The 25,616-nt window shown below is 73.0% G+C and carries 14 protein-coding genes; 8 read left to right on the top strand and 6 right to left on the bottom strand.

Going from position 1 to position 25,616, the window contains the following annotated elements; genetic code table 11:
- Positions 1 to 60: 60 nt before the first annotated feature.
- The 3 genes from CA12_RS12875 to CA12_RS12865 form a co-directional block, all read right to left on the bottom strand.
- Positions 61 to 690 carry a hypothetical protein gene (locus tag CA12_RS12875; protein WP_145359317.1) on the bottom strand — a complete coding sequence of 210 codons (630 nt, stop codon included), beginning with the start codon at positions 688 to 690 and terminating at the stop codon, positions 61 to 63.
- 240 nt (positions 691 to 930) lie between these two features.
- Positions 931 to 2,772 carry a S41 family peptidase gene (locus CA12_RS12870; protein WP_165700730.1) on the bottom strand — a complete coding sequence of 614 codons (1,842 nt, stop codon included), beginning with the start codon at positions 2,770 to 2,772 and terminating at the stop codon, positions 931 to 933.
- A gap of 650 nt (positions 2,773 to 3,422) precedes the next feature.
- Positions 3,423 to 4,853 (bottom strand): Gfo/Idh/MocA family protein, encoded by a 1,431-nt coding sequence (locus CA12_RS12865; RefSeq protein WP_145359315.1) that lies wholly within the window; start codon positions 4,851 to 4,853, stop codon positions 3,423 to 3,425.
- 220 nt (positions 4,854 to 5,073) lie between these two features.
- Between CA12_RS12865 and CA12_RS12860 the strand changes: the two genes are divergently transcribed.
- Together CA12_RS12860 and CA12_RS12855 are read left to right on the top strand one after the other, a co-directional pair.
- Entirely contained in the window at positions 5,074 to 8,907 is a 3,834-nt protein-coding gene (locus CA12_RS12860; protein WP_242687898.1) for a [protein-PII] uridylyltransferase family protein, read from the top strand.
- An 11-nt stretch (positions 8,908 to 8,918) separates the two neighbouring features.
- Positions 8,919 to 9,701, top strand: coding sequence for a DUF434 domain-containing protein (locus CA12_RS12855; protein WP_165700729.1), 783 nt, complete (start codon positions 8,919 to 8,921; stop codon positions 9,699 to 9,701).
- A gap of 16 nt (positions 9,702 to 9,717) precedes the next feature.
- Here CA12_RS12855 and CA12_RS12850 read toward each other — a convergent pair whose 3' ends face one another.
- Both CA12_RS12850 and CA12_RS12845 read right to left on the bottom strand, forming a co-directional pair.
- On the bottom strand, positions 9,718 to 10,704 hold the full coding sequence (locus CA12_RS12850; RefSeq protein WP_145359313.1) for a hypothetical protein: 987 nt from the start codon (positions 10,702 to 10,704) through the stop codon (positions 9,718 to 9,720).
- Positions 10,701 to 11,819: a hypothetical protein gene (locus CA12_RS12845; RefSeq protein WP_145359312.1), complete on the bottom strand. Its 1,119-nt coding sequence runs from the start codon at positions 11,817 to 11,819 to the stop codon at positions 10,701 to 10,703. Before CA12_RS12845 ends, CA12_RS12850 begins: the two co-directional genes overlap by 4 nt.
- A gap of 74 nt (positions 11,820 to 11,893) precedes the next feature.
- Between CA12_RS12845 and CA12_RS12840 the strand changes: the two genes are divergently transcribed.
- The 3 genes from CA12_RS12840 (at position 11,894) to hemL (ending at position 14,542) form a co-directional block, all read left to right on the top strand.
- Complete coding sequence (locus tag CA12_RS12840; RefSeq protein WP_145359311.1) at positions 11,894 to 12,649, top strand: carboxylesterase family protein; 756 nt, start codon at positions 11,894 to 11,896, stop codon at positions 12,647 to 12,649.
- A 203-nt stretch (positions 12,650 to 12,852) separates the two neighbouring features.
- A complete protein-coding gene (locus tag CA12_RS12835; RefSeq protein ID WP_145359310.1) occupies positions 12,853 to 13,170 on the top strand; it encodes a transposase in 318 nt (105 codons plus the stop codon).
- Positions 13,171 to 13,240: 70 nt separating this feature from the next.
- Entirely contained in the window at positions 13,241 to 14,542 is a 1,302-nt protein-coding gene (gene hemL / locus CA12_RS12830; protein WP_145359309.1) for a glutamate-1-semialdehyde 2,1-aminomutase, read from the top strand.
- Between the two features lie 37 nt (positions 14,543 to 14,579).
- On the opposite strand, the gene CA12_RS12825 is transcribed toward hemL, so the two are convergent.
- On the bottom strand, positions 14,580 to 16,817 hold the full coding sequence (locus CA12_RS12825; RefSeq protein ID WP_145359308.1) for a hypothetical protein: 2,238 nt from the start codon (positions 16,815 to 16,817) through the stop codon (positions 14,580 to 14,582).
- A gap of 290 nt (positions 16,818 to 17,107) precedes the next feature.
- Here CA12_RS12825 and CA12_RS12820 point away from each other — a divergent pair, with 290 nt between their 5' ends.
- From CA12_RS12820 to CA12_RS12810, 3 genes are all read left to right on the top strand, one after another.
- Complete coding sequence (locus tag CA12_RS12820) at positions 17,108 to 19,204, top strand: sigma-54-dependent Fis family transcriptional regulator (protein ID WP_145359307.1); 2,097 nt, start codon at positions 17,108 to 17,110, stop codon at positions 19,202 to 19,204.
- A gap of 92 nt (positions 19,205 to 19,296) precedes the next feature.
- Positions 19,297 to 23,070, top strand: a complete 3,774-nt coding sequence (locus tag CA12_RS12815; RefSeq protein ID WP_145359306.1) for a serine/threonine-protein kinase — start codon at positions 19,297 to 19,299, stop codon at positions 23,068 to 23,070.
- 98 nt (positions 23,071 to 23,168) lie between these two features.
- Entirely contained in the window at positions 23,169 to 25,616 is a 2,448-nt protein-coding gene (locus tag CA12_RS12810) for an efflux RND transporter permease subunit (protein WP_145359305.1), read from the top strand.

The following is a 25,616-nucleotide window of genomic DNA, read 5'->3' as shown; positions in this document are numbered from 1 at the left end:
GGGGCCTCGGCCGGGACGGGGCCGCAGCTTAGCGGCGTCGGCCGGCAGGGTGTGTCCCGGTCACCTCCGCGAATCGCCCGTCCAGGTCACCCAGGTGAGCCGGTCGCGGTCCTGAGCCGCCGTCGGTGGCCTGCTGGGGTCGAGGCAGACGTCGTAGTCGATCCGCAGCATCCGCAGGAACGACGGGTCGGACGGGTCGCCGTAGTTCCTCGGATCGTCCTCTAGCCAGAGGGCGCACAGTTCGACCCAGCCTTCCTGGCTCGCCAGCAGGGCAGTCCCGTCCGCCGCGTGCGAGGCTTGCGGGCCGACGAACAACTCCATCTCGCGGCAGATTTCGGCCCACGTCTTGACGATCTCCGTGGGCAGCCGCGGGTCGTCGCTGCGGACCATCAGGTCGCTGTGGCCTTGCAGGTGCCATGTCCCCAAACGCTCCCACCGCCCGCTGGCGGAACCGCTCCCGCCGCCGGGCGGGTGGCCGTACCGGTCCCGCAGCGCCGCGTTGTCTTTCCAGAGGGAATGGCCTTGGTAGTGCTTGAACACGGCCTCCGCGTAGTTTCGGCGGGCGTCCCAGTTCGCACCCGCACGGCGGGCCTGCTCGTTCGCCCAGTGCCATGCCCACCCGGCGAGGGCGACCGCCGCGACCAGTATGCCGCAGACGAATAACGTGCGGCGGCTCTTCGCGGCGGGCATCGGCACTCTTCCGAAACGGGGTCGGGCAGCGTTGAAGCTGGCCCAACAGTAACCCGAAGCGTCAGCGAGGGCTTCCGCGCGGAAAGTCGCCTCGTCAGGCTGTGCCAGACGCCCTCGCTGACGCTTCGGGTTGGTGTGAGGGAAGGTTTCGAAAGCGCCTGTGGCCGACTGAACGAACGAAGGGCCGCCCCCCGGGGGAGCGGCCCTTCGTAAAGGACGATCAAAGGACCCCGTCGGAACTCACCGGCGCCGCAGCAGCTTGAGGGCGGCCTGCACGTCGGGCTGCTCGTTGAGGGGGAGGCTCGTCTGCGGGACGCGGGGGCCGTCGGCGGCCCGGGCCACGCGGCCGGGGCGGTAACCGGCGGTGCGGTCCCCGGCGATCCCGGCGGCCGGGTCGGCGGCGGCGAACAGGTCCTCCGGGGCCTCCGTCGGCTCGGGCTCCTGGGCGTCGTCGGCATACTCCGGGGCGGGCACGTCCGGGTTCAGGCCGATCCCGGCGTAGTTGCGGCCGTCCGGCGAGTAGAACCGGGCGGTCGTCAGCTTCAACCCGCTGCCGCGGCTGCCGGCGGCCGCGGCGGCCCAACCGGCGCGGGGGGCGTCGCCCAGGTCGACGATGCTTTGAACGCTCCATTTGCCGTAGGTCGTGCGGCCGACGATCGTCCCCCGGCGGTGGTCCCGCAGGCAGCCGGCGACGATCTCGCTGGCGCTGGCGCTGTCGCCGTCGACCAGCAGCACGAGTTCCAGGTCGCGGGCGGCCAGCGTGCCGGCCCGGCGGGCCCGGTAAGTCTGCGTCTGTCCGCCGGCCGGGCCGCGGGTGCTGACCAGCGTGCCTTCCTCGACGAACAGGTCGAGAACGTCGACCGCGGCGTCCAACAGGCCGCCGGGGTTGCCGCGGAGGTCCCAGATCAGCTTCGTCATGCCCTGCCGCCGCAGCTGATTGACGGCGTCGGCCATCTCGCGAGCGGTGGTTTCCTGGAAGCCGCCCATGCGGATGTAGCCGATGCCGGGCTCGACCATCTCCGCCCGCTCCACGCTGGCGACTTCGACCGTCCGGCGGACGAAGCGGCCGGTGCGGGCGACGCCGCGGGCGTCGGTGATCTCCAGTTCCACGGCACTGAACTCCGGCCCCCGCAGCAGCTTGGCGGCCTCGTCGGTGCTGAGGTCGCGGCAGTCCGTGCCGCCGATCGCGGAGACATACTCGCCGGCCTTGGCGCCGCCCTCTTCCGCGGGGCTGCCGGGCAGAATCTTGCGGAGGAACTGGCCGCGGCCGGGTTCGGCTTCGATCTCGATGCCGATGCCCACGAAGTTCCCCTCGATGTTGCCGTACAGGGAGGCCAGACCCTCGGGCGACAGGAAGGCGCTGTAGTCGTCCAGGGCGTTGGTGGCCCCGGCGAGGTATTCGAAGATCGTCGCCGTCTCGCTCAGCCCGCACAGTTCCCGGCCCAGTCGGGCGGCCCGGGCGACGGTCCGGCGTTCGTCCTCCGCCCGGATCGGGGCGTTCCAGAACTCGGTCCGCAGCACGGCCCGGAAGCGCTCCACGGCGGCCTCGGCGCTGCCGTCGTCGGCGCCGTGAGCGGGCAGGTTGCGGCCCAGGAACTTTCGGTCCGACAGGGCCAGGTACAGACTCTCGGTGCCGTGGGCGACGAGGCTGGTGGCGCCGATCGGTTCGACGTAGTTCCGGCGAATCTGGCCCAGGACGGTTTCGTAGAGGTCCAGCGCCGACTCCGGCGAACGCGACAGCAGCTGCTCGGTGTAGCTCGGGTCGGCGTAGCGGCGGTGAATGCCGTGGTGAATCTTGCTGCGCCGCAGGCCGTACTGCAGGGCGCGGATCGGCTCGGGCAGCGGCTCGGCGCCGGGGGCCTCGTGATCCGGGGCGAAGCGTTCGAGGGCGGCGTCGTAGTGCCGGATCGCCTCGGCCCACTTGCGAGCCCGCTCCAGGTTGCGGCCGTCGGCGACGGCGTCCGCCAACTCGGCGGCGTCGGTGAACGAACCGGGGGCGGCGTTCGCGACAACCGGGCCGAGCGGCGAACCGGCGGGCGGGGCGAACAGCAGGCCCCCCCCGACGGCGACCGCTGCGACCACGGCACGCACCGAGAGGGCGCGGGCGGCAGGCGAACGACACGTGTTGCGGGGAACGTGGATCATGGAAACCGGCGCTGCTCGGGCGCCGGCCTCCGTGGCGGCGTACCTGAGGGGGGATTATTGGGAAATGACCGCCAGTCGGCCCGGCTGCGATCTCCGCCGCCCCGCTTCGGACCCCCTCATGGGATGGGAAGCGAAATGTGAGCGGCAGGCGCCCGGTCCTTCGCGAACGAACGACCGAACGACTTGAAGCTAAGTGCGGTCCGAGGGCCGGTCAAACTTTGATTTGGGCCTCTTGACGGAAAGACCCGCCTCACCGGGACGGACCCCGGTCTCGGTTCCGATTAGGGCCGCCGGACGCGGTCGCCGCAGTTTCGTGAACTTCTCCTGCTTTCGCTGTCGCAACGCCGTCGGCCCAGATTCGTCCCCGCGGTTCGGCCGCGGCGAGGCTCCGCCCCGGCGCTCCCCTCGTTCCTGGGCTACGGCCCCCCCGCCCGGCCGCCCCGATTCCCCTCCCGGTTCCCCTCCAACGGGCGGCCCCCACGCAAAACGCCCCCGCCGGAGACCGGCGGGGGCGTGGAATCGCTTCGGACCCGAAGCAGTCAGCAGACGCCGACCGCAAGGGGCGTCGCCCGGAGGCGGATCGTCGCTCAGAGGCTGGCGACGGCTTCCTTCGGATCGATGGTGTAGCCCTCGCGGTAGTCGCGGCCGACCAGCCCGGCGCCGGCTTCGCCGGGCAGGTTGGTGAACTCCATCTTCTCCGCGTCCCACTCCACCTTCTGACCGGCCCGCAGGGCGGCGTTGCCCAGCAGGATAGTCTCGGTGAGGCGGGCGGCGTAATCGAAGTTGGACAGCGCCAGCTTCGGATCGCCCGCCTTGATCGCGTCCACGAACTCCTGGAAGTGGCCGGGGCTGCGGGGCAGGGTCCGCTCGGGCGGCTTGTAGCCCTTGTACTTGTCCGCGGTCTTGGAGATCAGCGTGTACTGGGCGCCGTAGTCGTTGGGGCTGTACAGGCTGCCCTCGGTGCCGACGACCAGCGAGCCGCTGTTCACCATCTTCTCGCCCATCAGGAGGGCGGCGTCCGGCTTGTTGCCGCCGTCGTACCAGTAGAGCGGCATCGACGGGACGGTGTTGCCGTCCATGCCTTCGCGTTCGGCGAACTGGAAGGTGATCTTGCTGTTGCCGGGGTACTGACCCTCGACGATGCCGCTGTGCTCCGCGACGGCGGTGTCGGCGTCGAACAGGGCCAGGGCCATCACGACCATATTCGCCGTGTGACAGGCCATGTCGCCCAGGGCGCCGGTGCCGAAGTCCAGCCAGCCGCGCCACTGGAACGGATGGTAGATGTTCTCCGTGAACGGCCGGAACGGCGCGGGGCCGAGCCACAGGTCCCAGGAGAGGTAGGGCGGGACCTTGTCGGTCTTCACTTCGCCGCTGTCGGTCTTGGGCAGGCCGTTGCCCTGGGCCCACACCGGGCGGTTGGTCCAGACGTGAACCTCTTTGATCTCGCCGAGTGCGCCGCTGCGGATCACTTCGACGCCCTCGCGCAGGCCGTCCGTCGCGGTGCCCTGGTTGCCCATCTGGGTGCAGACGCCCTTCTCGGCGGCCAGCTCCCGCAGGACGCGGGCTTCCCGCATGCTCCAGGTGAGGGGCTTCTGGGTGAAGCAGTGTTTGCCCATCGCCATCGCCATCACGGAGGCGGGAGCGTGGGTGTGGTCCGGGGTGGAGACGGTGACGGCGTCGATCTTGTCGCCCATCTCCGAGAACATTTCCCGGAAGTCGGCGTAGGTCTTGGCGTCCGGGGCGAACTCGCTGAGCCGGGCCTTGCTCTTGCGGAGTTTGCGGTCGTCCACGTCGCACAGGGCGACGGTCTGAGCTTTGTCGGCGGCGTCCTTGGAGTCGCTGGAGCCCTTGCCGTCCACGCCGATGCTGGCGAAGTTGATCCGCTGCATCGGGCTATCGGCGGTCGCCTGACGAGCCCAGGCGGGAGACGGGCCGACAGCGTGCCAGACCGCGCTGGCGCTGGCGGCGCCGGCAGCGGTCGTGGTCAGGAAGTCGCGGCGGTTTGAGCGCGTCGCCATAGCGAGGTCTTTCGCGGGTGCGGAGAGAGGTGAACGGAACCCGACCATCCTACCGGGCCGGTCAGGCCGGGAACAACGGTTGCGGGAACCTCGGGGGGCACAGGGATTTCCGAAATGGAGACCCGCCCCGACGTCCCGCACAAAGGGTGCGTCCCGGCATACGGCGGCAGAGCGAACGGCGTTGGGACGTTACACTCGGACCGCTCAAATCGATTGCGACATGCCCGCGTCCCCGCCCCCCCCCGATCCGCCCCCCGCCCCGGAGGCGGAGTTCGCCCGGTCCGTCCCGGCCGCTCCGCCCCCGGACGCGGCTCCGGTCGACCCCTGGGACATGGTGCCCTTCGACGACCGGCCCGCCGCCCGCCGCCGACTGGACGCGACCCTCGCCGCGGCCGGCGACCTCGCCCCGGGGGTGAAGGAGAAGGTGCTCCCCCCGTTGCTGGCTGCCCTCGCCAACGCCCCGGCGCCGGACGCCAGTCTGGTGAACTTCGAGCGATTCGTGCGGGCCGCCGCCGATCGCGCCGCGAAATCCCACGCCGGCAAGCCTCGCGCAGACAAGCCGCCGCACGCCCTGTTCGATTACCTCGCCGCCCACCCGCGGGCCGTCGAGATCCTCGTGCGCCTGTTCGTCGGCAGCCAGTACCTCACCGACATCCTCATTCGGAACCCGGACTACCTCCGCCGGCTGACGGAGCACCGCCAGTTACCCGCGTTCAAATCGCGGGAGGACTTCCTCACCGAAGCCCTGGCGATGGCCGACGGCCTGCCCACGCCCGCAGCCCGGTTGGACGGCCTCCGCAGTTATCAACACTGGGAACTGCTGCGCATCGGCGCCTGCGACACCTTCGGGCTGCTGGACCTGCGCAGCGTCACCGCCCAACTCTCGCTGCTGGCGGACGGCTTCACCCAGGCCGGGTTGAATCTGATCGCCCACGAACTGGGCGTGGACGCGAACCGCTTCTGCGTGCTGGCCTTCGGCAAGTTGGGCGGGGAGGAATTGAACTACTCCAGCGACATTGACCTCGCCTTCCTCGCCGAAGGCGACGCCACGAAATATTGGACGCTCGGCCAACGCCTCATCAAGGCCCTGTCGCAGGCCACCGGCGAGGGATTTCTGTACCGGGTCGATATGCGGCTGCGGCCGTGGGGCAGCAGCGGGCCGCTGGTCAACACCCCGGCGGCCCACCTGAATTATCTCCGCAAGCACGGCCGGGCCTGGGAGCGGCAGGCGCTGGTCAAGGCCCGGCCCATCGCGGGGAACCTGGCCCTCGGACACGACTTCCTCAAGTCGGCGGAGCCCTTGATCTACGGCACCCCGGCCGAAGAAGTGCGGGAGAGCGTCCGGGCCAGCAAGAAACGAATTGAGGACAGCCTCAAGTCCTCCGGCCGCACCTGGGGCGAGGTTAAAAGCGGGGCCGGCAGTATCCGGGACATCGAATTCACGGTGCAGTGCCTCCAACTCGTGCATGGCGGGGCGCAGCCGGGGGTGCGAGCCCGCGGGACGCTGAACGGCCTCGCCCGCCTCGCCGATCACGGGCTGCTGTGGGCCGACGAATATCGCCGCCTCACCGCGGGCTATCACTTCCTGCGGACCGTCGAGCACGCCCTGCAATTGCGGCACCATCGTCAGGTACACGCCCTGCCGGAGGGCGACCGGGAATTGCGGCACCTCGCCCGGCGGCTGGACTTCCCGGACGCCGCCTCCTTCGTCGCCCACTACGAGGAGCACTGCCGGGCCGTGCGGGCGGTGTTCCGAAAGTACGTCATCGAGGGCGCCGAGGGCGGCGCCGCCTCCCCCGCCCCGGCCCCGGTGGCGCCGCACGCGGACCGCATGCCGCAGAGTTATAAAGCGGCCTTCGCCGCCGATCAGATCGCCGATCACGCCGGCCTGCTGGGCGGACTGACGCTCGACCGGCCCGTGGCGCTGCGGGCTCAACCGCTCCCCGAAGACGCCGCCGAACCTCTCCTGTCCGAGGAAAGTCGGGCCTCCGGAGTGGCGTTGACGGTCGCCTGCTTCGATCAACGCGGAGACTTCGCCGCGGTTTGCGGCCTGCTGTTCGCTCGCGGCTGGGACATCGGCACGGCGGACGTGTTCTGCGAATCGACGCTCGGCACGTCCGAGGGCCGCGGCGTCATCATGACGTTCACGCTGTATCGGGCCGAGGGGGCGAACGGCGAGACGCCGTCGTGGAAGGAGTTCGGCGAGGAACTGGGTGAACTATTACGGGCCAGCCGCCGCGGCGAAGCCCGCAGCGCCCGGGCGGACCTCGCGGCGCTGGTGGCGACCGCCGTGCGGCCGGCGGCCGCGGAGCGCCCCGGGAGCGCCCTGCCGGCACCGCCCCCGCCGATGACCCTGGACCTGGACAACGCCGCCGCAGAGGACTGCACCGTGCTGCGGGTGCGGGCCGCCGACCAGCCCGGGTTGCTCTACGGCCTGACGAACGCCCTGGCGCTGTTCGGCATGGACCTGCGGCGGGTCGCCGTCCGCACCCGCGGCGGCGAGGCCGCCGACGTGCTGCACCTCACCGATCGCCGCGGATTAAAAATCACCGACGACCGCCGCCTGGCCGAATTGAAAGCCGCCACGGCGCTGGTCGGGCAATTCACTCACCTGTTGCCTTATAGCCCGGACCCGCGGCGGGCGCTGACGAATTTCAGCGAGATGCTCGAGAGCCTGTTCCGCCGGGACGACTGGGTGGAGGAGGTCTCCCGGCTGGGCCGCAGCGAGGCTCTCACCGCGGTCGCCGGCGTGCTGGGGGTCAGCGACTTCCTCTGGCACGATTTCCTGCGTCTGCAACACGAAAACCTGTTTCCGATCGTCGCCTCCCCGGAGGAACTGGACCGCCGCCGCACCCGGGCGGAATTGGAGGAGGAACTCGCCGCCGAACTCGCGGCCCCGCCCGGCACGGGGGAGAGCCCGCGGCAGGCCGCCCGCCGACGGCTGAACCGCTTTAAAGACCGCGCGATGTTCCGCACGGATATGCGGCACATCCTGGGCAAGACGAAGTCCGGCGGGGTGGCGGGCTTCAGCGCCTTCGCCGAGGAATTAACGGACATCGCCGAGGTCGTCCTCTCCGCTGCGGTCCGGTTGGCGTTGGAGTCCCTCGTCGCGGACTACGGCGAACCCCGCAACGCCGAGGGCGTTCCCGTGCCGGTCGCGGTGTGCGCCCTGGGCAAGTGCGGCGGGCGGGAATTAGGTTTCGCCAGCGACGTCGAATTGCTGGTCGTGTACGCCGAGGGCGGGGACACTGCCGGCGGCGCCCGGGGCCGCATCGGCGTCTCCGAGTTTTATAACAAGCTCGTCAAACGTCTGAAGGATTCCGTCGAGGCCAAACGCGAGGGCATCTTCGAACTGGATTTCCGGCTCCGTCCCTACGGGCAGGCCGGCGCGGCGGCGGTGCGGAAGGACACCTTCGCCGAATATTTCGGCCCCGGCGGCGCCGCCTGGCCCTACGAACGGCAGGCCCTGATCAAGCTGCGGCCGATCGCCGGCGACGAGGCGTTCGGGCGGGAGATTCTCGCCCTCCGTGACGCCCTCATCTTCGGCGGCCGCTCCGCCGACCGGGCCGCGGTGCTGGCGATGCGGGAAAAACAGCTCCGCCAACTCGTCACCCCGGGCACGGTCAACGCGAAGCTCTCGCCCGGCGCGCTGGTGGACGTGGAATACCTCGTCCAGATCCTGCAATGGGAGTACGGCGGGGACGACACCGAATTAAGAACCCCCGGCACGCTGGCCGCCCTGACCGCCCTGCACGTCGGCGGCCACCTGTCCACGCCGGACCACGACGAACTCCGCGACGCCTACGGCTTTCTGCGGGGGCTCATTAACGCCCTGCGGGTCGTGCGGGGGAACGCGAAGGACCTCACCGTCCCGCCGGCCGGTACGGAGGAGTTCGCCTTCCTCGCCCGGCGACTGGGCTACACCCGCGGTCCCGACGGCCGCCCGGCCCGGGAGCGATTGGCCGCGGAGATGGATTACCACCTCGAACGGGTCCGCGACGTGGTCCAGCGCCACTTCCCCCACCCGGGCTCCGGCGCTCGCCCCGCAGCCTGACGCCGCCTGCCGTGCCGGACACCCGCACCCATCGCGGCCCCCACCCCCGCGACGCGGAGCAGTTCGCCGCGGACCGCCTCCCCGCCCTGCAAACCGCCACGGCGCACCTCTCCTGGCTGCTCAGCCGCGGGTACGTGAACCCTTCGGCCCTCAAGCTGGTGGGCGATCGATTCGCCCTGACGGAGCGGCAACGCACGGCCGTGCTGCGCTCCGCCTGCCCCGACGACGCCCTCGCCGACCGCACCGCGCGGCGGGCCGAACCGGCGGCGTTGAAGAACCGCACGCTGCGGATCGATGGGTTCAACCTCGTCACCACCGTGGAGGCGGCGCTAGGCGGGGGCGTGCTGCTGCGGGGCCGCGACGACGCGGTTCGCGATATGGCCTCGATGCACGGGAACTACCGCCGCGTGGCGGAGACTCGCCCGGCGCTGGAGGCGATCCGCGATCTACTGGACGAATTTGCCCCCGCGGCCGTGCATTGGCTGCTGGACCGGCCGGTTTCCAACAGCGGCCGGCTGGCGACGATGATTCGCGAGGTCGCCGGCGCCCGCCCCTGGACCGCCGCCTGCGTGCCGGACCCGGACGTCCTGTTGCGGCCCGAAGCTCGGTTGGCCGGGGAGGAGAGGGGCGGCGAACCGGGCGATTTCGTCGCCGTCACCGCGGACGCGGGAGTCCTCGATCGCTGCGGCGCCTGGTGCGACCTCGCCGGCGCCGTCACCGACCGCCTGCCGCACGTCTGGCGGCTCGACCTCGGGGCGGAAGGGGATTCGCCAGTGCGAACCGCCCCCGCTTAGCTCGCGACCCGACGAATCAGAGTCCGGCGAACGGGTCGATCGCTGCGGCCGGCTCGGTCTTCGCCGAAGCGGCGGGGGCCGGTTCGGCGGCGGTCCGCGAGCGCCAGCCGTCGTCTTCGGCCGCCGGGGCGGCGGCCGACGGGGCGGGAACGGCCGGCTTCACGGGGGCGGCGGCCGGTTCGGCCGGCTCGCTCTCCGCCGAGGCGTTCCACAGCGGGGCGTGCGGCAGCGATTCCCGATCGAGCGGGTCGCCGAGATTCTCCGTCACGGTCGCCGCGGGCTTTGTAACGCCCGTCGACTCTTTTGCGGGAGTCGGATTGGGAGTCGCGGGGGAGTCGACAGGAGTCGAAGTCTCCGCGGCCGCCTTATCGGCGAAGGCGGCCATTTCGGCGCCCCAGTCGATGTCCTCTTTCGTGTCCGTCGCCGCGGGGGCTTTCGCCGCGGGGGTCGCCGGGGCCGCGGCGGGCATGGCGGCGCGGGCGGTCTGCTGAGCGGCGACGGGCGTGACGCGGGCCTCGGCCGGGGCGTCGGAGGCGGCGAACGCCCCGCCGGCGAGCGTCACTTTGGCGGCGCCGGCGTCGGAGCCCTCGCCGGCCTTCCAGCGGCCGGCGGCGGACTGCGGCGGCTTGTTCGGATCGACGCGGGTCACGCCGGACGCCGTCGAACCGGACGCCGGGCGGGCCGCGGTGCGGGCGCCGTCCAACGATGCGGTGCGAACGACCCCGCCGCCGAGGCCCAGGCTCGCCCGGCCTTCCTTCCCCTGCCCCCCGGGACCGGACGCGGAGGCCAGCGCCGTCTCCGCCGCGTTGAACGGGTCCTCGGCGACCGCGGACCCCGACGTTGCGTCGCCCCGCTTCAGCAGGGCCAACGGGCCGCCGGTTCCCTGACAGCCGACGGTCCCGCAGCAGCCCGCCAGCGTCGCCGCCCAGAGGGCGCGACGCAGCGGCCGGCGGCGGCGGGAGAACGGTCCGGGCGAAGCAGCGGGGCGAGTCGCGGAGGTCATTCCGGCAGGTCCGCGGAAGGGGGAATCGGGGGAGGCGCCGCCGCCGCGGGCGCCGCGGTCGGGAGGACTGCGGCCGCCGGAGCGGCGGGCGGGGCGGCGAAGGTTCGGTTGAACTCCGCGGGGTCGAACGCGTCGGGTCGAATCGGTCGTGACGCCGGCGCCGCTTCACCGGAATCCGGCAAACTTTGCGGAACATAGGGGTCTTCCGGATTCGGCGAGGCGTGACGGGCGGCGAGGTCCGGCCGCTCGGCGGCGACCTGGGCCACCCACGCCGCCAGCAGCGCCCGCGACGCCGCCCCGCCCTGCACGAGAAACGGCGTGCGGCCGCGGCGGTCCGGGCGGTCGACGCAGGCCGTCAGCAGCGGCGAACTGAGGTTCCCCCCGTCGCCGACGAACGCCAGCGACGCGGCGAGGTTCTGCCGCGTGGTGATCGCCGACCGGGAGGGATTCGTGAGTTGGAACGTCCCGCCGTCCGTGCCGCCGTGGCAGCCGGCGTTGCCGCAGCGGGTCAGCAGGACGCGTTCGACCTGTCCCGTGAAGGTCCGCAGCGAGTCTCCCGAAAGCCCCACCGCCGCCGCCGTCGCCGGGGCGGAGTTCCCTGCGGCGGCCGCTTCGTGAGAGGCGGGCACGACGCCGGTCGTGGCGTCGCTCGGCGCGGGGACGGCGCCCCCGGCCCCGGCGATCGCCGCTTCCAACCGTCGCAACGTGCGGGCCCAGTCGTCCCGGTCCGGTTCGAGTCGCAACGCGGTGAGCAGTTCCTCCCGGCTGCGGTGCGGCAGGCGATTGGAGAGGCACCACCGGGCAAGCTGCGCATGACCGGCGGCGTCGTCGTCCGACACGGCGCCCCGCATTTGCAGGTAGGCTTCGTCCAGGTTCGCCGCGTTCACCTCGATGCGGTCGGCCGGCAGCACGATGGAGCCGTTCGCGCTCCGCACCTTCACGCCGAAGCTGTATTCGGTGACCATCCCGCCGTAGACCTCCCCGCCGGTCAGCACGAGCACCCGCGGGCGCTCCGGCCCGGCGGGCGTTTGGGCGAAGGCCGAGACGGCCACGCAGAGGCCCGCGCAGGCCCCCAGGGCGGCGGCAATTCGCGGCGACAGGCGGGCGGAAGACACGCGGCGACGCTAGTTCCGCCGCGTGCGAGGGGTCAAGATGCATCGGTTGGCCCGCTCCCCGATCGACGCTCCCGATGCTCGCCGCCGCCCTGCTGATGTCCGTTCTCCCCGCCGCCGATCCGCCCCCCACGCTGTCCGACGCGATCGAGTATCGGACCCACGCCGGCGCCGACGGGACGGAGTACCAACACCTCTTCGTCGCCCCGAAGGAGATCAAAGAGGGCGAGACCTACCCGCTGGTCGTGTTCCTGCACGGCGCCGGCGAGCGCGGCTCGGATCCGTCCGTCGTGGCGAAGCACTTCTTCCCGGCGATGCTCTCCGACGAATACCGGGAGCGATTCCCCTGCTTCATTCTCGCCCCGCAGTGCCCCAGCGGGGAGCGGTGGGGCAGCCTCGACTGGCGCACCGGCGAGGACTCCGGCGAGATAACCGCCCCGCTGGCGGCCGTCCGCGACCTGGTTCACACGTCGCTGGAGGAGTTGCCGATCGACCGGAACCGGCTGTACCTGACCGGGCTGTCGATGGGCGGCTACGGGACCTGGGACTGGACGACCCGCGAACCGGGCTTCTGGACCGCCGCGGCCCCCATCTGCGGCGCCGGCGACACGAACAAGGCCGCCGCATTGACGGACCTGCCGCTGTGGGTCGCCCACGGCGACAAGGACTCCGCCGTGCCGGTCGAACGCAGCCGGGAGATGGTCGCCGCGGTGGTCGCCGCGGGGGGCCATCCGATCTACATCGAATATCCCGGCGTGGGGCACGATTCCTGGACCCCCGCCTACGGCACGCCGGACGGGCTGATCGCGTGGTTGTTCCGGCAGGAGAAATAACTTGTGAGCCCGGAGCGCAAGCTCCGGCCGTGCGCCGTCGTAGAACCGTCGCCCCGGGGTTTTTCCTTGATCGACCCGCTCGCCCTCTTCATCACCTGGACGACCTACGGGAGTTGTCTTCCGGGGACGTTCGCGGGTCCACGGCGAGGGGCGGGAGTCCGCTGCCGCCCGACGAAGCGCTCCGCACGTCGGCTGAGCGTTCGATGACAGAAGACGCCTGTCTTCTCGACTTGAATCAACGGGCCGCAGTGGACGCCGTCATCCGCCGGCACTGCGTGCTGCGGGGCTGGACGTTGCACGCGCTGAACGTGCGTACGAACCATGTTCACGTGGTCGTCGCGTCGGGCGAAGCGTCGCCGAAACGAGTCCGGGAGGAGCTGAAAAGCTGGTCGACGCGGACGCTGAAAAAGGTGAGCGGCTCCGGCCGTGAAAAGTGGTGGACCGCGGGGGGCGACATTGCCTTCCTGTTCAGCGACGCCGCTTTAGCGGAGAAGATTGAGTACGTCCTGCACGGGCAATAATCGTCGCCGAGACGACGCACGGCCGGAGCTTGCGCTCCGGGCTCACGCGGCGGCTCGCTAGACTCCCCCCATGCTCGCCGACACGTCTTCCCGCCCGCTGTCCGACGCCGCCTTCGAGAAGGCCCAGAAAGTCATTCCCGGCGGGGTGAACAGCCCGGCCCGGGCCTTTGGGGCGGTCGGCGGGACGCCGGTGCATATGGCCAGCGGCGAGGGGCCTTGGCTAACGGACGTGGACGGCAACCGCTACGTCGACTTCGTCGGCAGTTGGGGGCCGCACATCCTCGGACATCGTCACCCGGCGGTGATGGAGGCGATCGCGGACGCCCTCACCCGCAGCACGTCGTTCGGCGCCCCGACCCCGGCGGAGACGGATCTGGCCGAACTCGTCGTGGAGGCGGTGCCCTCCGTCGAACAGGTTCGCATGACCAACAGCGGCACCGAGGCCGGCATGAGCGCCGTGCGGCTGGCCCGCGGCGCCACGGGGCGGGACAAGGTGGTCAAGTTCGCCGGGAACTATCACGGCCATGTCGATTCCCTGCTGGTCTCCGCCGGCAGCGGGGCGCTGACGCTGGGGCACCCCTCCAGCCCCGGGGTCCCCGCCGGCTGCACGCAGGACACCGTGGTCCTGGACTACAACAACCCGCAGCAGCTCGAAGCCGCGTTCAAAAAGTACCCGGACCAGATCGCCGGCGTGTTCCTCGAACCGGTCTGCGGGAACATGGGCGTGGTCACGCCCACCGAGGAGTTTTTGAACGCCCTCCGCGACCTGTGCACGCGGCACGGGGCGCTGTTGGCCTTCGACGAGGTGATGTGCGGCTTCCGCGTCGCCTACGGCGGGGCCCAGGCCCGGTTCGGGGTGACGCCGGACCTGACGATGCTGGGCAAGGTGATCGGCGGGGGGATGCCCGTCGGCGCCTACGGCGGTCCGGCGGAGGTGATGAAGCACGTCTCCCCGGTCGGCAGCGTCTATCAGGCCGGCACGCTCAGCGGAAACCCGGTCGCGATGGCCTGCGGCGTCGCTACGCTGAAGGCCCTGCGGGACGGGGACGTCTACGAACGGCTGGAAGCCCTTGCCGCCCGCCTCGAAGCGGGCCTGACGGACGCGATCGAGGCCGCCGGCGTCGAGGCCTGCGTGCAGCGGGTCGGGTCGATGCTCACCCTGTTCTTCACCGCCGGGCCGGTGGAGAACCTGATGGACGCTCAGAAGAGCGACGTCGAACGCTTCGCCAAATACTTCCACGGCATGCTGGACCGCGGCGTCTACCTGCCGTGCAGCCAGTACGAGGCGATGTTCGTCTCCGCCGCCCACACCGAGGAACTGATCGACGCCACCGTCGCCGCGGCGAAAGAGGTTCTGGGGACGCTCGCCTAAGCCGGACGCACGCGTCCGGCTTCGGCGGACCGGGCGACTACCGCAGCACCGCGGTGGCCCAGCCGTCGGCGAGTTCGAGCGAGGCCAGCCGCAACGTGATGCGGGTCTGGGAGTCCGTCGCCACGACGGTGTTCGCCGGGATGACGGAGGATTCCGGCAGCGCGTCGCCCAGCCGGGCCCGCAGCACCCGGGCGATCGCCTGCTGACGGAACCGGCTCTCCGGCCGCCCCAGCGGGGCGACGGACAGGCTCCCGCGATTCAGCACCAGGTCGCCCGCCTCCGTAACGCTTACGGCGAACGGGATCGCCACCCGTTGCGGCGGCACGTCCTCGCCCGGCGAGCCGTCCGGCCGCGGCGGGGCCGCCAGGCCCACCCGCACCGTCAGGATCACCGTGTTCGCGGCGAACCGCACCCGGATCGGGTCGGCGTCGGCGAAGGTCAGCGTCGGCGGCGGCTCCTCGCCCACGCTCGGCTCCGCGGGGGGCGGCGCCGGGATCGTGCGGCCGAACAGCTCCCCGAAGAACTCCCGGATCACGCCGCCCAACTCGTCCGGCGTGAGCGTGCGGCCGGCGAGGTTCAGGCGGTCGGCGCTGTTGTTCAGGGCGCTCTGATGGATCTGGGCGACGACCCCGTCCTCCACGAACGGCCGACGCGGCGGCGCCGGGGCGGCGAGTTCCTCGTCGCCGGTCATCCGCAGAAAGACCCGCAGTTCCTCCTCCGTGCTGGAGATCGATTCCCGCGACGGGGCCACGCCCAGCCGGGCCGCCCGCTGCCGAAACAGGCCGCCGACCTGGAGGTTCACTACGTCGAACTGCTCGTCGAGCTGCCGATCGAGCTGCGGACGCAGCGCCGCGGCCAGTTGCCGCTCCACGCGGGCCAGCGCCGCGGGCTGACGCTGGCCGGCCTGTGCGAACGCCTCACGTTGGATCACGTCCCGCAGCAGCCCGCCGGCGAGGTCGTCGTAGGACGTTTGGATGGAGGTGTTCCGCAGGTACGGATCCACGTCGACCCGCGTCCGCCCGGTGCGGAACCGCGTGCCGTCGTAGACGACCGATTTGCGGGCTTCGAACCGGTGCCGCCCGGAGGTGGAGACGCGGGCCTCCCGGGTGCGGGCCACGGTGCTGGTGCGGGCGACGCCGTTCAGCGTGACCTCGAATCGGGCGGCGCCGACCTCCGGCCGCACGTCGACGTCCACGTCCACGTCGGTCTCCTGCACACCCCGCACGCGGGCGCCGAAGGCCACGTCGCTCACCGGGCCAACTTCCCGCCGGGTCTGGGCGACGAACCGCCGCAGAAAGCCCTCGCTGATCGCCACGCGGAAGTTGTCGCCGTCGTACAGGTCGTCGACCAGGTCCTCGATCGCCCCGCCGGCCGAGGGGGCAACGGCAGCGAGGTCCCCGGCGGCGCCGGCGAGGGCGCGGGCGGCTTCGTCAGTCGAGTCGGCCTCGTACCGTTCAAACGCCTGGACGAACTGCCGCAGCGCGACCGTCACCGCGTCCAACGCCCGCGGGGTTTGGGCTGCGTCGCTGCCGGGGGCGAGCGCCAGCCGGACCGCCGCCGCCGCCGCCAGTCGCCGCCACGCCGGCCGGGCGAGAAACGCCGCCTGCTCCGTGGGATAGACGGTCGGATCGGCGAGGTCGTTCGTCACCGCCGTCAGAACCGAGCGAACGTCCGCCCCGTCCCGCCCGGCGGCGACGGCGTCGAGCCGATCCGCCCGGGCGACCGGCAACCAGCGCTCGCCGCCGGGGATCGCGGCGAGGTCCGCCCGCAGCGTGGCGAGGGCCTGCCCCAGCCGTGCGTTCGCCCCTTCGCGGGCCACGTCGACCGGCGTTTTCTCCGCCGCGGCGAGGGCGTCCAGCGTCGCCGCCGCCAGGGCGGACCGCCGATCCAGCGCCCCGCGCAGTTCCAGCAGGGCGGGACGCATCGCGGCGTACCCCGGGTCGCGGGCGGCGTCGCCCAACTGCTTCACGGCGCTCCGCAGCACGGCGATCGCGGCCCGCTGCCGGGCCGCCGGGGCGTCCGAGCGGTACAGCGTCGTCACCGCCCGCGAGGTCGCTTCGCCCCAAGCCGTCCAGTCGTCGCCGAGCGGGTCGAAGGCGTAGCGGTCGACCGCCGCGGGCACGCTCGTCGGAAAGACGTCGGCCAGCGAGGGAGCGTCCGGCGCCGCGCCGTCGACCCGCCCCCGTTCCACTGACGCCGGGGCCACCGGGGCTGGGGCCAGCGGGGCGAACGTCGCCGCGGCCATGATCAACAGGGCCGCGGGGGTGGAGGCCATGACGGGGCGCGAATACGGGGCGAGCGGACCGGATCGGCATCGACCGGCGGGAACGGCCGCGGCCGGTCGCATGGTCGCCGCCGCTGCGACCGAATCAACGCGCAGACTTTTCCACGGCGCCCCAGCGTGAACGGCGCCCCCGCGGGCGTCGGCGTCCCGCGATTCGAGCCTCAAGTCGAACGATTCGGCAAGCGGGGGGGGAGGTCGGCGGGGCGGGTGAAAATTGGATCCTCGGGGACGTTCCCGGTCCGGGTGCGAGACGCGCGACGGACCGCTACCGTCGACTTTCGATGACCGCCGAATCCGCCACGATCCCCCTGCCGCGCCGCTCGCCGGGCGACTCCGGGGGCGCTTCCCGGCCTCCGGCCGTGCTGCCGGCCGCCGCTCTGGACCGCAACGCCGCACTGGCGCCGGCCGCCGCCCTCGCCCGGGCGGCGGGGGCGCTGGCGCGGCGGAGCGATGCGGACGCGGCGGGCGGTCCCGCCGCCCTCATTTCCGCCGTCCTGCCGGAGATCGCCGCCGCGGTGGGCGCCCGGGCCGCCGTGCTGGTCGGTCCGCCGCCGCACTTTCGCCCCGGTGAATCGTGGGGCCGCCCCGGCGACCTGCCCTCGCGGGAGTTGCTGGCGGACTGCCTCGACCGGGACGCCGCCCGCCTGGAGCCCTGCGAGGACGACGACGCCAGCCAGTCGATGATCCTCCCCGGCGGCGCCGCGGCCCTGCCCGCCGCGGTGCTGACCGGCCGCGGTCTGAACCCCACGGACCTGCCGGGGGCCTGGACGGCGATCCGCTGCCTCGCCGCCCTGCTGCCCGGCGCCGGCGCCGCGGAGCACGCCGCGGGCCGGGCGGGGCGGTTTGAACGTCTCGCCGCCGCCGCGGCCCGGTTGTCGGCGGTGCGGGAGTCAGGTCCGCTGCTGGAAGCCCTCGCCTCCACCGCCTGCGATCTGCTCGCCTGCGACCGGGCCAGCATCTTCCTGCACGTGCCGGACCCGGGCTCCGACCGCGACGGCGGCGGTCGCTCCGGCCCCGGCCAACTGGTCGGTCGCCCGGCGTTGGGCGTGGAGGGGGGCGAACTGTCGATCCCCGCGGACGCCGGCGTGGTCGGGGAGGTGTTCCACAGCGGGGAGTCGGCCCGCGTGGCGGACGCGGCGAACGATCCGCGGGTCGCCGCCGCGGTGGACGACCGCACCGGCTACGAAACCCGCACGCTGCTCGCCGTCCCGCTGTTCGCGCCGGCCGGAACCGGCGGCCGCGCTGCCGGGGCGCCGATCGGGGTGTTCGAAGCGGTCAACAAGACGGAGGGGACGTTCACGTCGCTGGACGAGGAGATCCTCGCCGCCCTCGCCCCCCACGCCGCCGCGGCGCTGGCGAACGCGACGGAGCGGGACGCGCTGGTCCGCAGCCGCGACGCCGCCGCCGCCCGGGCCGCGGACGCCGCCGACGGCCGCATCCGGCTAATCGGGGAATCGCCCGCCGTCGCCACGCTGCGGGACACCGTCAACCGCCTCGCCGCGACCGATCTGCCGGTGCTTGTCACCGGGGAGTCCGGCACGGGGAAAGAGGTCGTCGCCACCTGCCTGCACGACCGCGGCCCCCGCTCCGGCGGCCCGTTCGTCGCGGTGAACTGCGCCGCCCTCACCGAATCGCTGCTGGAAAGCGAGCTGTTCGGCCACGAACGCGGCGCCTTCACCGACGCCCGCGAGGCCCGGGCCGGCAAGTTCGAACTGGCCGACGGCGGCACGCTGTTCCTCGACGAGATCGGCGACATGAGCCCCGGCGGGCAGGCCAAGCTGCTCCGCGTGTTGGAGCAGCGGGTCGTCACCCGGGTGGGCGGATCAAAGCCGATCCCCGTCGACGTGCGGGTCGTCGCCGCCACGAACGCCGACCTGGCGGAGAAAGTGGCGAACAAGTCCTTCCGGGCGGACCTGTATTACCGGCTGGGCGTGGTCACGCATCACCTCCCCCCGCTGCGGGAGCGGCCGGAGGACGTCATCCCGCTGGCGGAGCACTTCCTCGCCACCTTCGCCGCCAAGGCCGGCCGGCCGTTGCCCCGGCTGTCTGCGGAGTCCCGTAAGCGCCTGCAGGCGCATGCCTGGCCCGGCAACGTGCGGGAGCTGCGGAACACAATCGAACGCGTCGTCTATCTCGGCAATGGCGACACGGTCGAACCGGCGGAGCTGACCTTCCTGTTGGCCCCCGGCCGTCCCGGAGCGGCCGGCGCCGGCGGCGAGGCCAAATTGACCGAGGCCACCCGCGACTTTCAGCGGGAGTTTATCGCCGCCGCCGTGGATCGCGTGCGCGGGAATATGAGCGAGGCGGCCAAGTTGCTCGGCCTGCACCGGAGCAACCTGTATCGAAAAATGAAGCAGTTAGGCATGGAGGGCGAATAGCGGGCGGCGACGCGGGGGAAATGCCGGCGAGGCATTCCCCGTCCGCGCCCGCGCGGTAACCTGTTCGGTCCCCCACCTTCCCACAGACCTCCATGGCCGACGTCGCCCCGCCGAAGCAACTCGGGAAGTACCGCCCGATCAAAAAGCTCGGGGCCGGCGGGATGGGGGTGGTCTATCTGGCGGAGGACGTCGAACTCGGCCGCACCGTCGCCCTGAAGGTGCTCCCCAAGCGGCCGGACATGCCGGCCAACCTGATCGCCCGCTTCCGCAGCGAGGCCCGCGCCGCCGCCCGGCTGCATCACCCCGGCATCGTCACCGTCTTCGACAGCGGCGAGACGGACCGGGCCCTCTACATCGCCCTGGAGTACGTCGACGGCAAAGACGTCGACCGCCTCCTGAAGACCCGCACGCGGCTCCCCCCCAAGCGGGCCACGGACCTCGTCCGCCAGGTCGCCGAGGCCCTCGTGCACCTGCACGAAAAGGGGATCGTCCACCGGGACATCAAGCCGTCGAACATCATGGTTCGCCGCGACGGCTCTGCGGTGCTGGCGGACCTCGGGCTGGCCCGGGCCGTCGAGGAAGAGGCCGAGGGCGGTATCACCCGGGCCGGCTACACCGTGGGCACGGTGGACTACATGGCGCCGGAGCAGGCCAAGAACAGTCGCAACGCCGACATTCGCAGCGATTTGTATTCGCTGGGGTGCTCCTGGTTCCACATGCTGACCGGCCGCATCCCCTACCCGGGGGACTCGCTGACGGCGAAGCTGTCCGCCCACGACCACGACCCGATTCCGGATCCGCGGAGCCTGCACAGCGACATTCCGGACAGCTACACCGCCGTCCTGCAGCGGGCGATGGCGAAGGACCCGGCGGAGCGTTACGCCACGCCGCAGGAGTTCCTCGACGATCTCGAACTGGCCCGCAAGCGCCGCGGGTCGGTCAGCAGCGACTTGCTCAAGGACTTGGCCGACAGCCACGAAGACGACGTCGCCGCGCTGCTGGCGGACCAGGAGCAAGAGGCCGAAGCCGGCTTCACGGGGGAGGAGGACGAGGAGGACGCCCCGGTCCGCCGCCGAGCGGGGAGAAAGCGGAAGGGCAAAGCGGCTCGCCCCACCCCCGTGGCGGGCGAACTGCCCGTCGCCGCCCCCGGAACGGAGGTGGACGACGGGGAGGACGAGTACGAAGTCGATTCCGCCCCTCGTCGCCGCCCCGGGAAGAAGCGGAACGGGACGCGAGGTCAGGCGGTCCGTCCCACTCCGCTGGCGAGCGCGTTGCCCCTCGCGGGAGCGGACGACGATGACGACTCCTCCCCCCGTCGTCGCACGCCGGCCGGCGCTCCAAAGGACTACAAGAAGGGGCTGGACCCGCTGCTCGTCCGCAATCTGCTGGTCGGCGGGGGACTGCTGCTCCTCCTGGTCGGCGTGGGCCTGCTGGCGGCGTATTACGGCGGGGCGTTCGGCGACCCGTCCCGGGTCGTGGAACGGCCGGGCGGCGGGGCGGACGCGCCGGCGGCGGCCGACGCCGAGGCGAACGCGAACGCACCTGACGCCCCGGCGCCGGCGGCGACGCTGGTGCGGGAGGCGGACGACCGCCCCAAACCGGCGGCCCCGCCCTCCGACCCCGCCGCCGCCCCGAGCTGGGTCGCGGAACTGCCCCCCGCCCGCGGCCCGGAGGTGACGGTCGTCGCCGGCGCCGCCGACCCGAACCCGACCGGCGCCCCCCGGGCCGTCACGCTCGCCGCCGCCCTGGCCCGCCTGCCCGCCGCCGGGGGCACGGTCACGCTGCGGGGCGTCGGCCCGTTCACCCTGCCGCGCCTGGATCTCCCGGAGGGGGCGCACGTCCGCATCCGGGCCGACGGGGGAGAGGAACCCGTCGTCAACGCGGCGCCCCTGCCGCCGAACGCCGCCGGGTGGCTGCGGGCCCGGGGCGGATCGCTGACGCTCGACGGCCTGCACGTGACGCTGCCCGCGCGTCCGGCCCCGTCGGCGGGGGGACAGGCCGGTCCGGCCCCCGCCCTGATCGAGGCCGCCGCGGCGACGGCGATCTTCCGCGGCGGCTCGGTGACCAGTCAGGGCGACGCCCCCGCCGTCGCGGTTCGGGCCGCCGGCGGGGGCAAGACCGCGGCCCACGTGCTGTTGGACGGGACGGTCCTCCGCGGGAACGCCCTCACCGGCGTCAGCCTCGCCGGCGGCCAGACGGACCTGTTCGCCAGGGATTGCCTGCTGGCCTGCGGCGACGGCCCGGCCGTCGTTTTCCCGCCCGACGCCTCCGCCGACGCGGATTCCGCCGCCGAGCCGAATCGCACCGCTCCCCGCGGCGGCGCCGTGCATTTCATCGCCCATCGCACCGCGAGCGCCGCCCAGGCGCCGGCGTCTGCGAAGGGGTCGGCGCCCGCTCGGCGGTCGGCCCGATTCGTGGACTGCGTCGGTCTGTTCCGACAGGCGGCGGTCGCGGTCCTGCCCGGCCCGGGCGAACCGCCGGCGGTGACCCTCGCCGGGTGCGCCTTCGGGGCGGCGCCGGGGGCGGACGCCGTCCCTCTGCTCGCACCGCCGGACGCGGAGGTGAAGTGGACCGTGCAGGGCGGCGCCCTCGCCGGGCTCGTCGCGCCCGCCGGCCTGCAGGCTCCCGGCCGCTCCGCCGGCTGGGAGGGGGACCCGATCGCGGATTTCGCCGCCGTCGATCCCGCCGCCTTCGCCCCCGCCAGGCTGGACGTCGCCCCGGGCGCGGCCCCGGCGGGTTGGCGCCTGCCCGCCCCCGCCGCCGCCGCCCGCGCCGCGGCCGCCACGCGGTTGCCGGCGGAGCCGGAGGCGTGGTCCCAGCTCTTCCCGGACGCCCCCGTCGTAGAGACGACCGCCGTCCGCCTCGACGACGAGTTGGCCAAGAAGCACCCGGACGGCACGACGCTGGTGGTGACGGGCAGCCGGCGGGTGCGGATCCGGCCGGCCTTGCTGTCCGGCCGCTCGCTGCGGATCGTCGGTCTGGCGGACGAGGAGGGGGACACGCCGCTGCTCACCGCCTCCACGGCCGCCGGCGGCACGCCGACGCTGTTGGTGCAGGACGGCCGATTGGAACTGGTTAACCTCACGTTGGAAGCCCGCGAGGACAGCACCGGCGCCGGGGCGCTGGTGGCCGTCGAGGGGGCGGCGGGGCTGGCCGTGATCCGGCGGTGCGAACTGCGGGCCGGCTCCGGCGAAGCCCCCGCGGTGCGGGTTCGCGGCGGGTCGGCGGTCCTGTCGGGCACGCTGCTGCTGGGCGAGGGGGCCGCGGGCCTGCTCACGGCGGATCGCGGGGGTGTCTCCCTGAGCGAGTGCGGGCTGGTCACGCCGGGACCGGCGGCGCTGTTCGGACCGGACGGCGCCGGCGTCGTCGCCCTCACCCGCTGCGCGATCTCGGTCGGCGGGCCGGTCTTCGACGCCTCCGGCGGCAGCGGAACGGCGGCCGAGGGCGCCGCGGTCGCAATCACGGATCGCTGCCTGTTCCTGCCGCCCCCGCCCGGCGGGCCGGGCCGGGTCGCGCTCAGCGCCGGCGGGGCGACCGTCTGGGGCACCGCCAACGCCTTCGCCACCGCCTACGCCCCGCCGCCGCCGGCGGGCGCCGGCCCCCCAGGACCGGCCGGCGGGGAGCGGAACGCCCGCACCGGCCCCTCCGCCGTCGTGCTGGAACGTCCCCGCGTGCCGGACTGGAAGGTCGTCGACGCCCGCGACCTCGCCCCCGCCGCCGGCTCCGCCGCGGCGACGGACGGACTGGGCGCCGGCCCCGGGCTCGGCCCCGCCGCCGACGTGATCGTCGCCGGCCTGCCGACCCCCCCGAAAAGCGCAACGCCCGGCGGGACGGCCCCCAGGCCCACGGTGGGGCCGAATTTTTGAGTCAGGCGGGGCAGGAATCGGCAGGAGCGGGCGCGGACGGACTGCTCGGCCGTCTCTATGACGGTCTGTCCGCCCGTCCGGCGTGGACGACGGCGGCGATGCTCGCCCTCGCCGCGGTCGCCGGCTGGGCGGCGACGGGCGCCGACGCGGACTTCTCCCCGCAGAGCGTCCTCGCCGGCCGGGACGATCTCGCCGCGGACATGGAAGCCGCCCGGGCACGATTCGGGGCCGAGGACGCCGTGCTGCTCGTCCTCCTCAAGGACGATCGCCCGCGATTCCCCGGCCTTCCGGGAGAGGACGGCGCCGGCGTGCTGAGCGCCGAGGCCCTCGCCTGGCAGCAACAGCTCGTCGCGGCCCTGCCGGACCTGCCGCACGTCGAGGCCGTCGCCGGCGTGACCACGTTGCAGACCGGGCGGATGAGCCTGGCGAACCTCGGCGAGTATGAAACGGTCCCGCTGGTCCCCGGCGGACCGGACGGCCCGCCCACCCCGCTGGAGGCGGCCTGGGTGCGGGAGCAGCTTTCCGACGACCGGGCGGCGGGCCTCGTCTCCGCGGATCGTCGCACCGCCGCCGTGCTGGCGGTCCTCGCCCCCGAGGCCCGCTCCGCGCCGAAGACCCGGCAGGCGATCAACGCGGTGAACGCCCGCCTGCGGGCCGATCCCCCGCCGGCCGGGCTGTCGGCGGAGGTCGGCGGCATGCCGGCGCTGCGGCTGGCGATCGTCGATGGTCTGGAGCGGGACGCCGAATGGCTGTTCCCGCTGTCCGGCGGACTGTTCCTGCTCGCCCTGGCCGTCGCCTTCCGCCGGACGATCGGCGTGGTCGTCCCGCTGCTGGGGGTGGCCTGCGGGCTGAGTTGGGCGGCGGGACTGCTGGCGGCGGGGGGAACGACGTTCGGCATCCTGGCGAACGTGCTCCCGGTGCTGCTGACCGTCGTGGGCTTCGCCGCCGCCGTCCATCTGCTCGCCCGCTACGCGGAGGAAGCCGCGGAGACCGCCCCGGGGGACGATGAGGAGACCGCCGCCCCGCTCCTCCAGCACCGGGCCGCCCGAAACGCCGCGGCGAAGCGCACCTTCGTCGCGATGGCTCCCGCCGTGGGCCTGACGATGGGCACCACGGCGATCGGGTTCGGCTCCCTGCTGACCGCCAACAGCGACGCCGTGCGGGCCCTCGCCGTGCAGGCGGCGACCGGGCTGGTCTGCCTCGGGTTCTCCACGCTCGCCGCGTTCGCGGCGCTGGCCCGGCGCTGCCGCCCCCCGCGGCCGGCCGGCCGGGGGATCGCCTGGAACCCGGCCGTCCCGGTCGGCGGCTGGGCGGTTCGTCACCCCGCCGCGGCGCTGGGCCTCGGCGCCGCGACCGTCGCCGCTTGCGGGCTGGGGGCGCTGGGCTCCGCCGGACTGCCGCTGCCGGCGGGCGTCGGTTGGAGGGGGCTGACGGTCGATTCGAGGATGCTGGAGACCTACGACGAGGCTCACCCCGCCGCCCGCGTCGTCCGCCGGGTGGAGCGAGATTTGGGCGGCGTCATCGCCGTCGAGGCCCTGCTGTTCACCCCGGACGCCGCAGGGAACGAACCCGGCGGGCTGCTGGACCCCGCGGTCTACGCCGACGTGCTGAGCTTCTCCGCCGAGGCCCGCGAGTTGCCGGGGACCCTCAGCGTGCGGGGCTATCCGGACCTGTATCAACGCACGCTCGCCGGCGTGCTGCGGGACCCCGAGGTCCTGACGAAGGCCCCCGCCGGCCCCGACGCTGCGGACCGACTGCGGCAGGCCGGGGGGCTGCTGGAGCGGGCGGCGCCCGGTTCGATCGACCCCTTCCTCAACCGGAACGCCTCCGCCGGCCGGGTGGTCGTGCGGGTGGCGGACGTCGGCACCGCGGCGACGCTGCGGCTCTCGGAGCGAATCGGCGCCCTGCTGAACGAGCGGTTCCCGCCGGACGACCCGGCCGTCAACCCCCGCGGAATCCGCTGGCGGCTGACGGGCGACGGCTACGTGAACGCCGTCGGCATGAACCGCTTCATCCGCGACTTCCTCTGGGGGCTGACCGGGGCGACGGGGGTGATCTTCGCGGTGATCGGCCTGCTGTTCCGCAGCGTGCGGGCAGGGCTGATCGCCATGATTCCCAATCTCACCCCGCTGATCCTCACGCTGGGTTATATGCGGCTGCGGGGGCTCGATTTGAACGCCGGCAACGCGATCGTGTTCGCCGTCGGGCTGGGCGTGGCGGTGGACGACACAATCCACTTCCTCGCCCGCTTCCGGGAGGAGGTCGCCGCGGGCCGCTCGGTGACGGACGCCGTGACCGGCGCCCTCGCCGCCAGCGGCCGGGCGATTGTGCTGACCAGCGCCCTGATCCTCGCCGGCCTCTCGGTTTTATTGTGGAGCGAGTTCGTCCCCACCCGCCGCTTCGCCGAACTCACCTGCGTCACCCTCGCCGCAGCCCTACTGGGCGATTTGGTGCTATTACCGGCGGCGTTAGCAGCCTTTTGGCGAAGCGATCAACCAGCAGCGCCCCCGTCTGTCCCGACTGAACGGGGCGTTCAACCGGCTTGA

Origin of the sequence: Alienimonas californiensis, from assembly GCF_007743815.1 — a bacterium.
Classification (GTDB): domain Bacteria; phylum Planctomycetota; class Planctomycetia; order Planctomycetales; family Planctomycetaceae; genus Alienimonas; species Alienimonas californiensis.
This window is presented reverse-complemented; position numbering and strand designations above follow the sequence as displayed.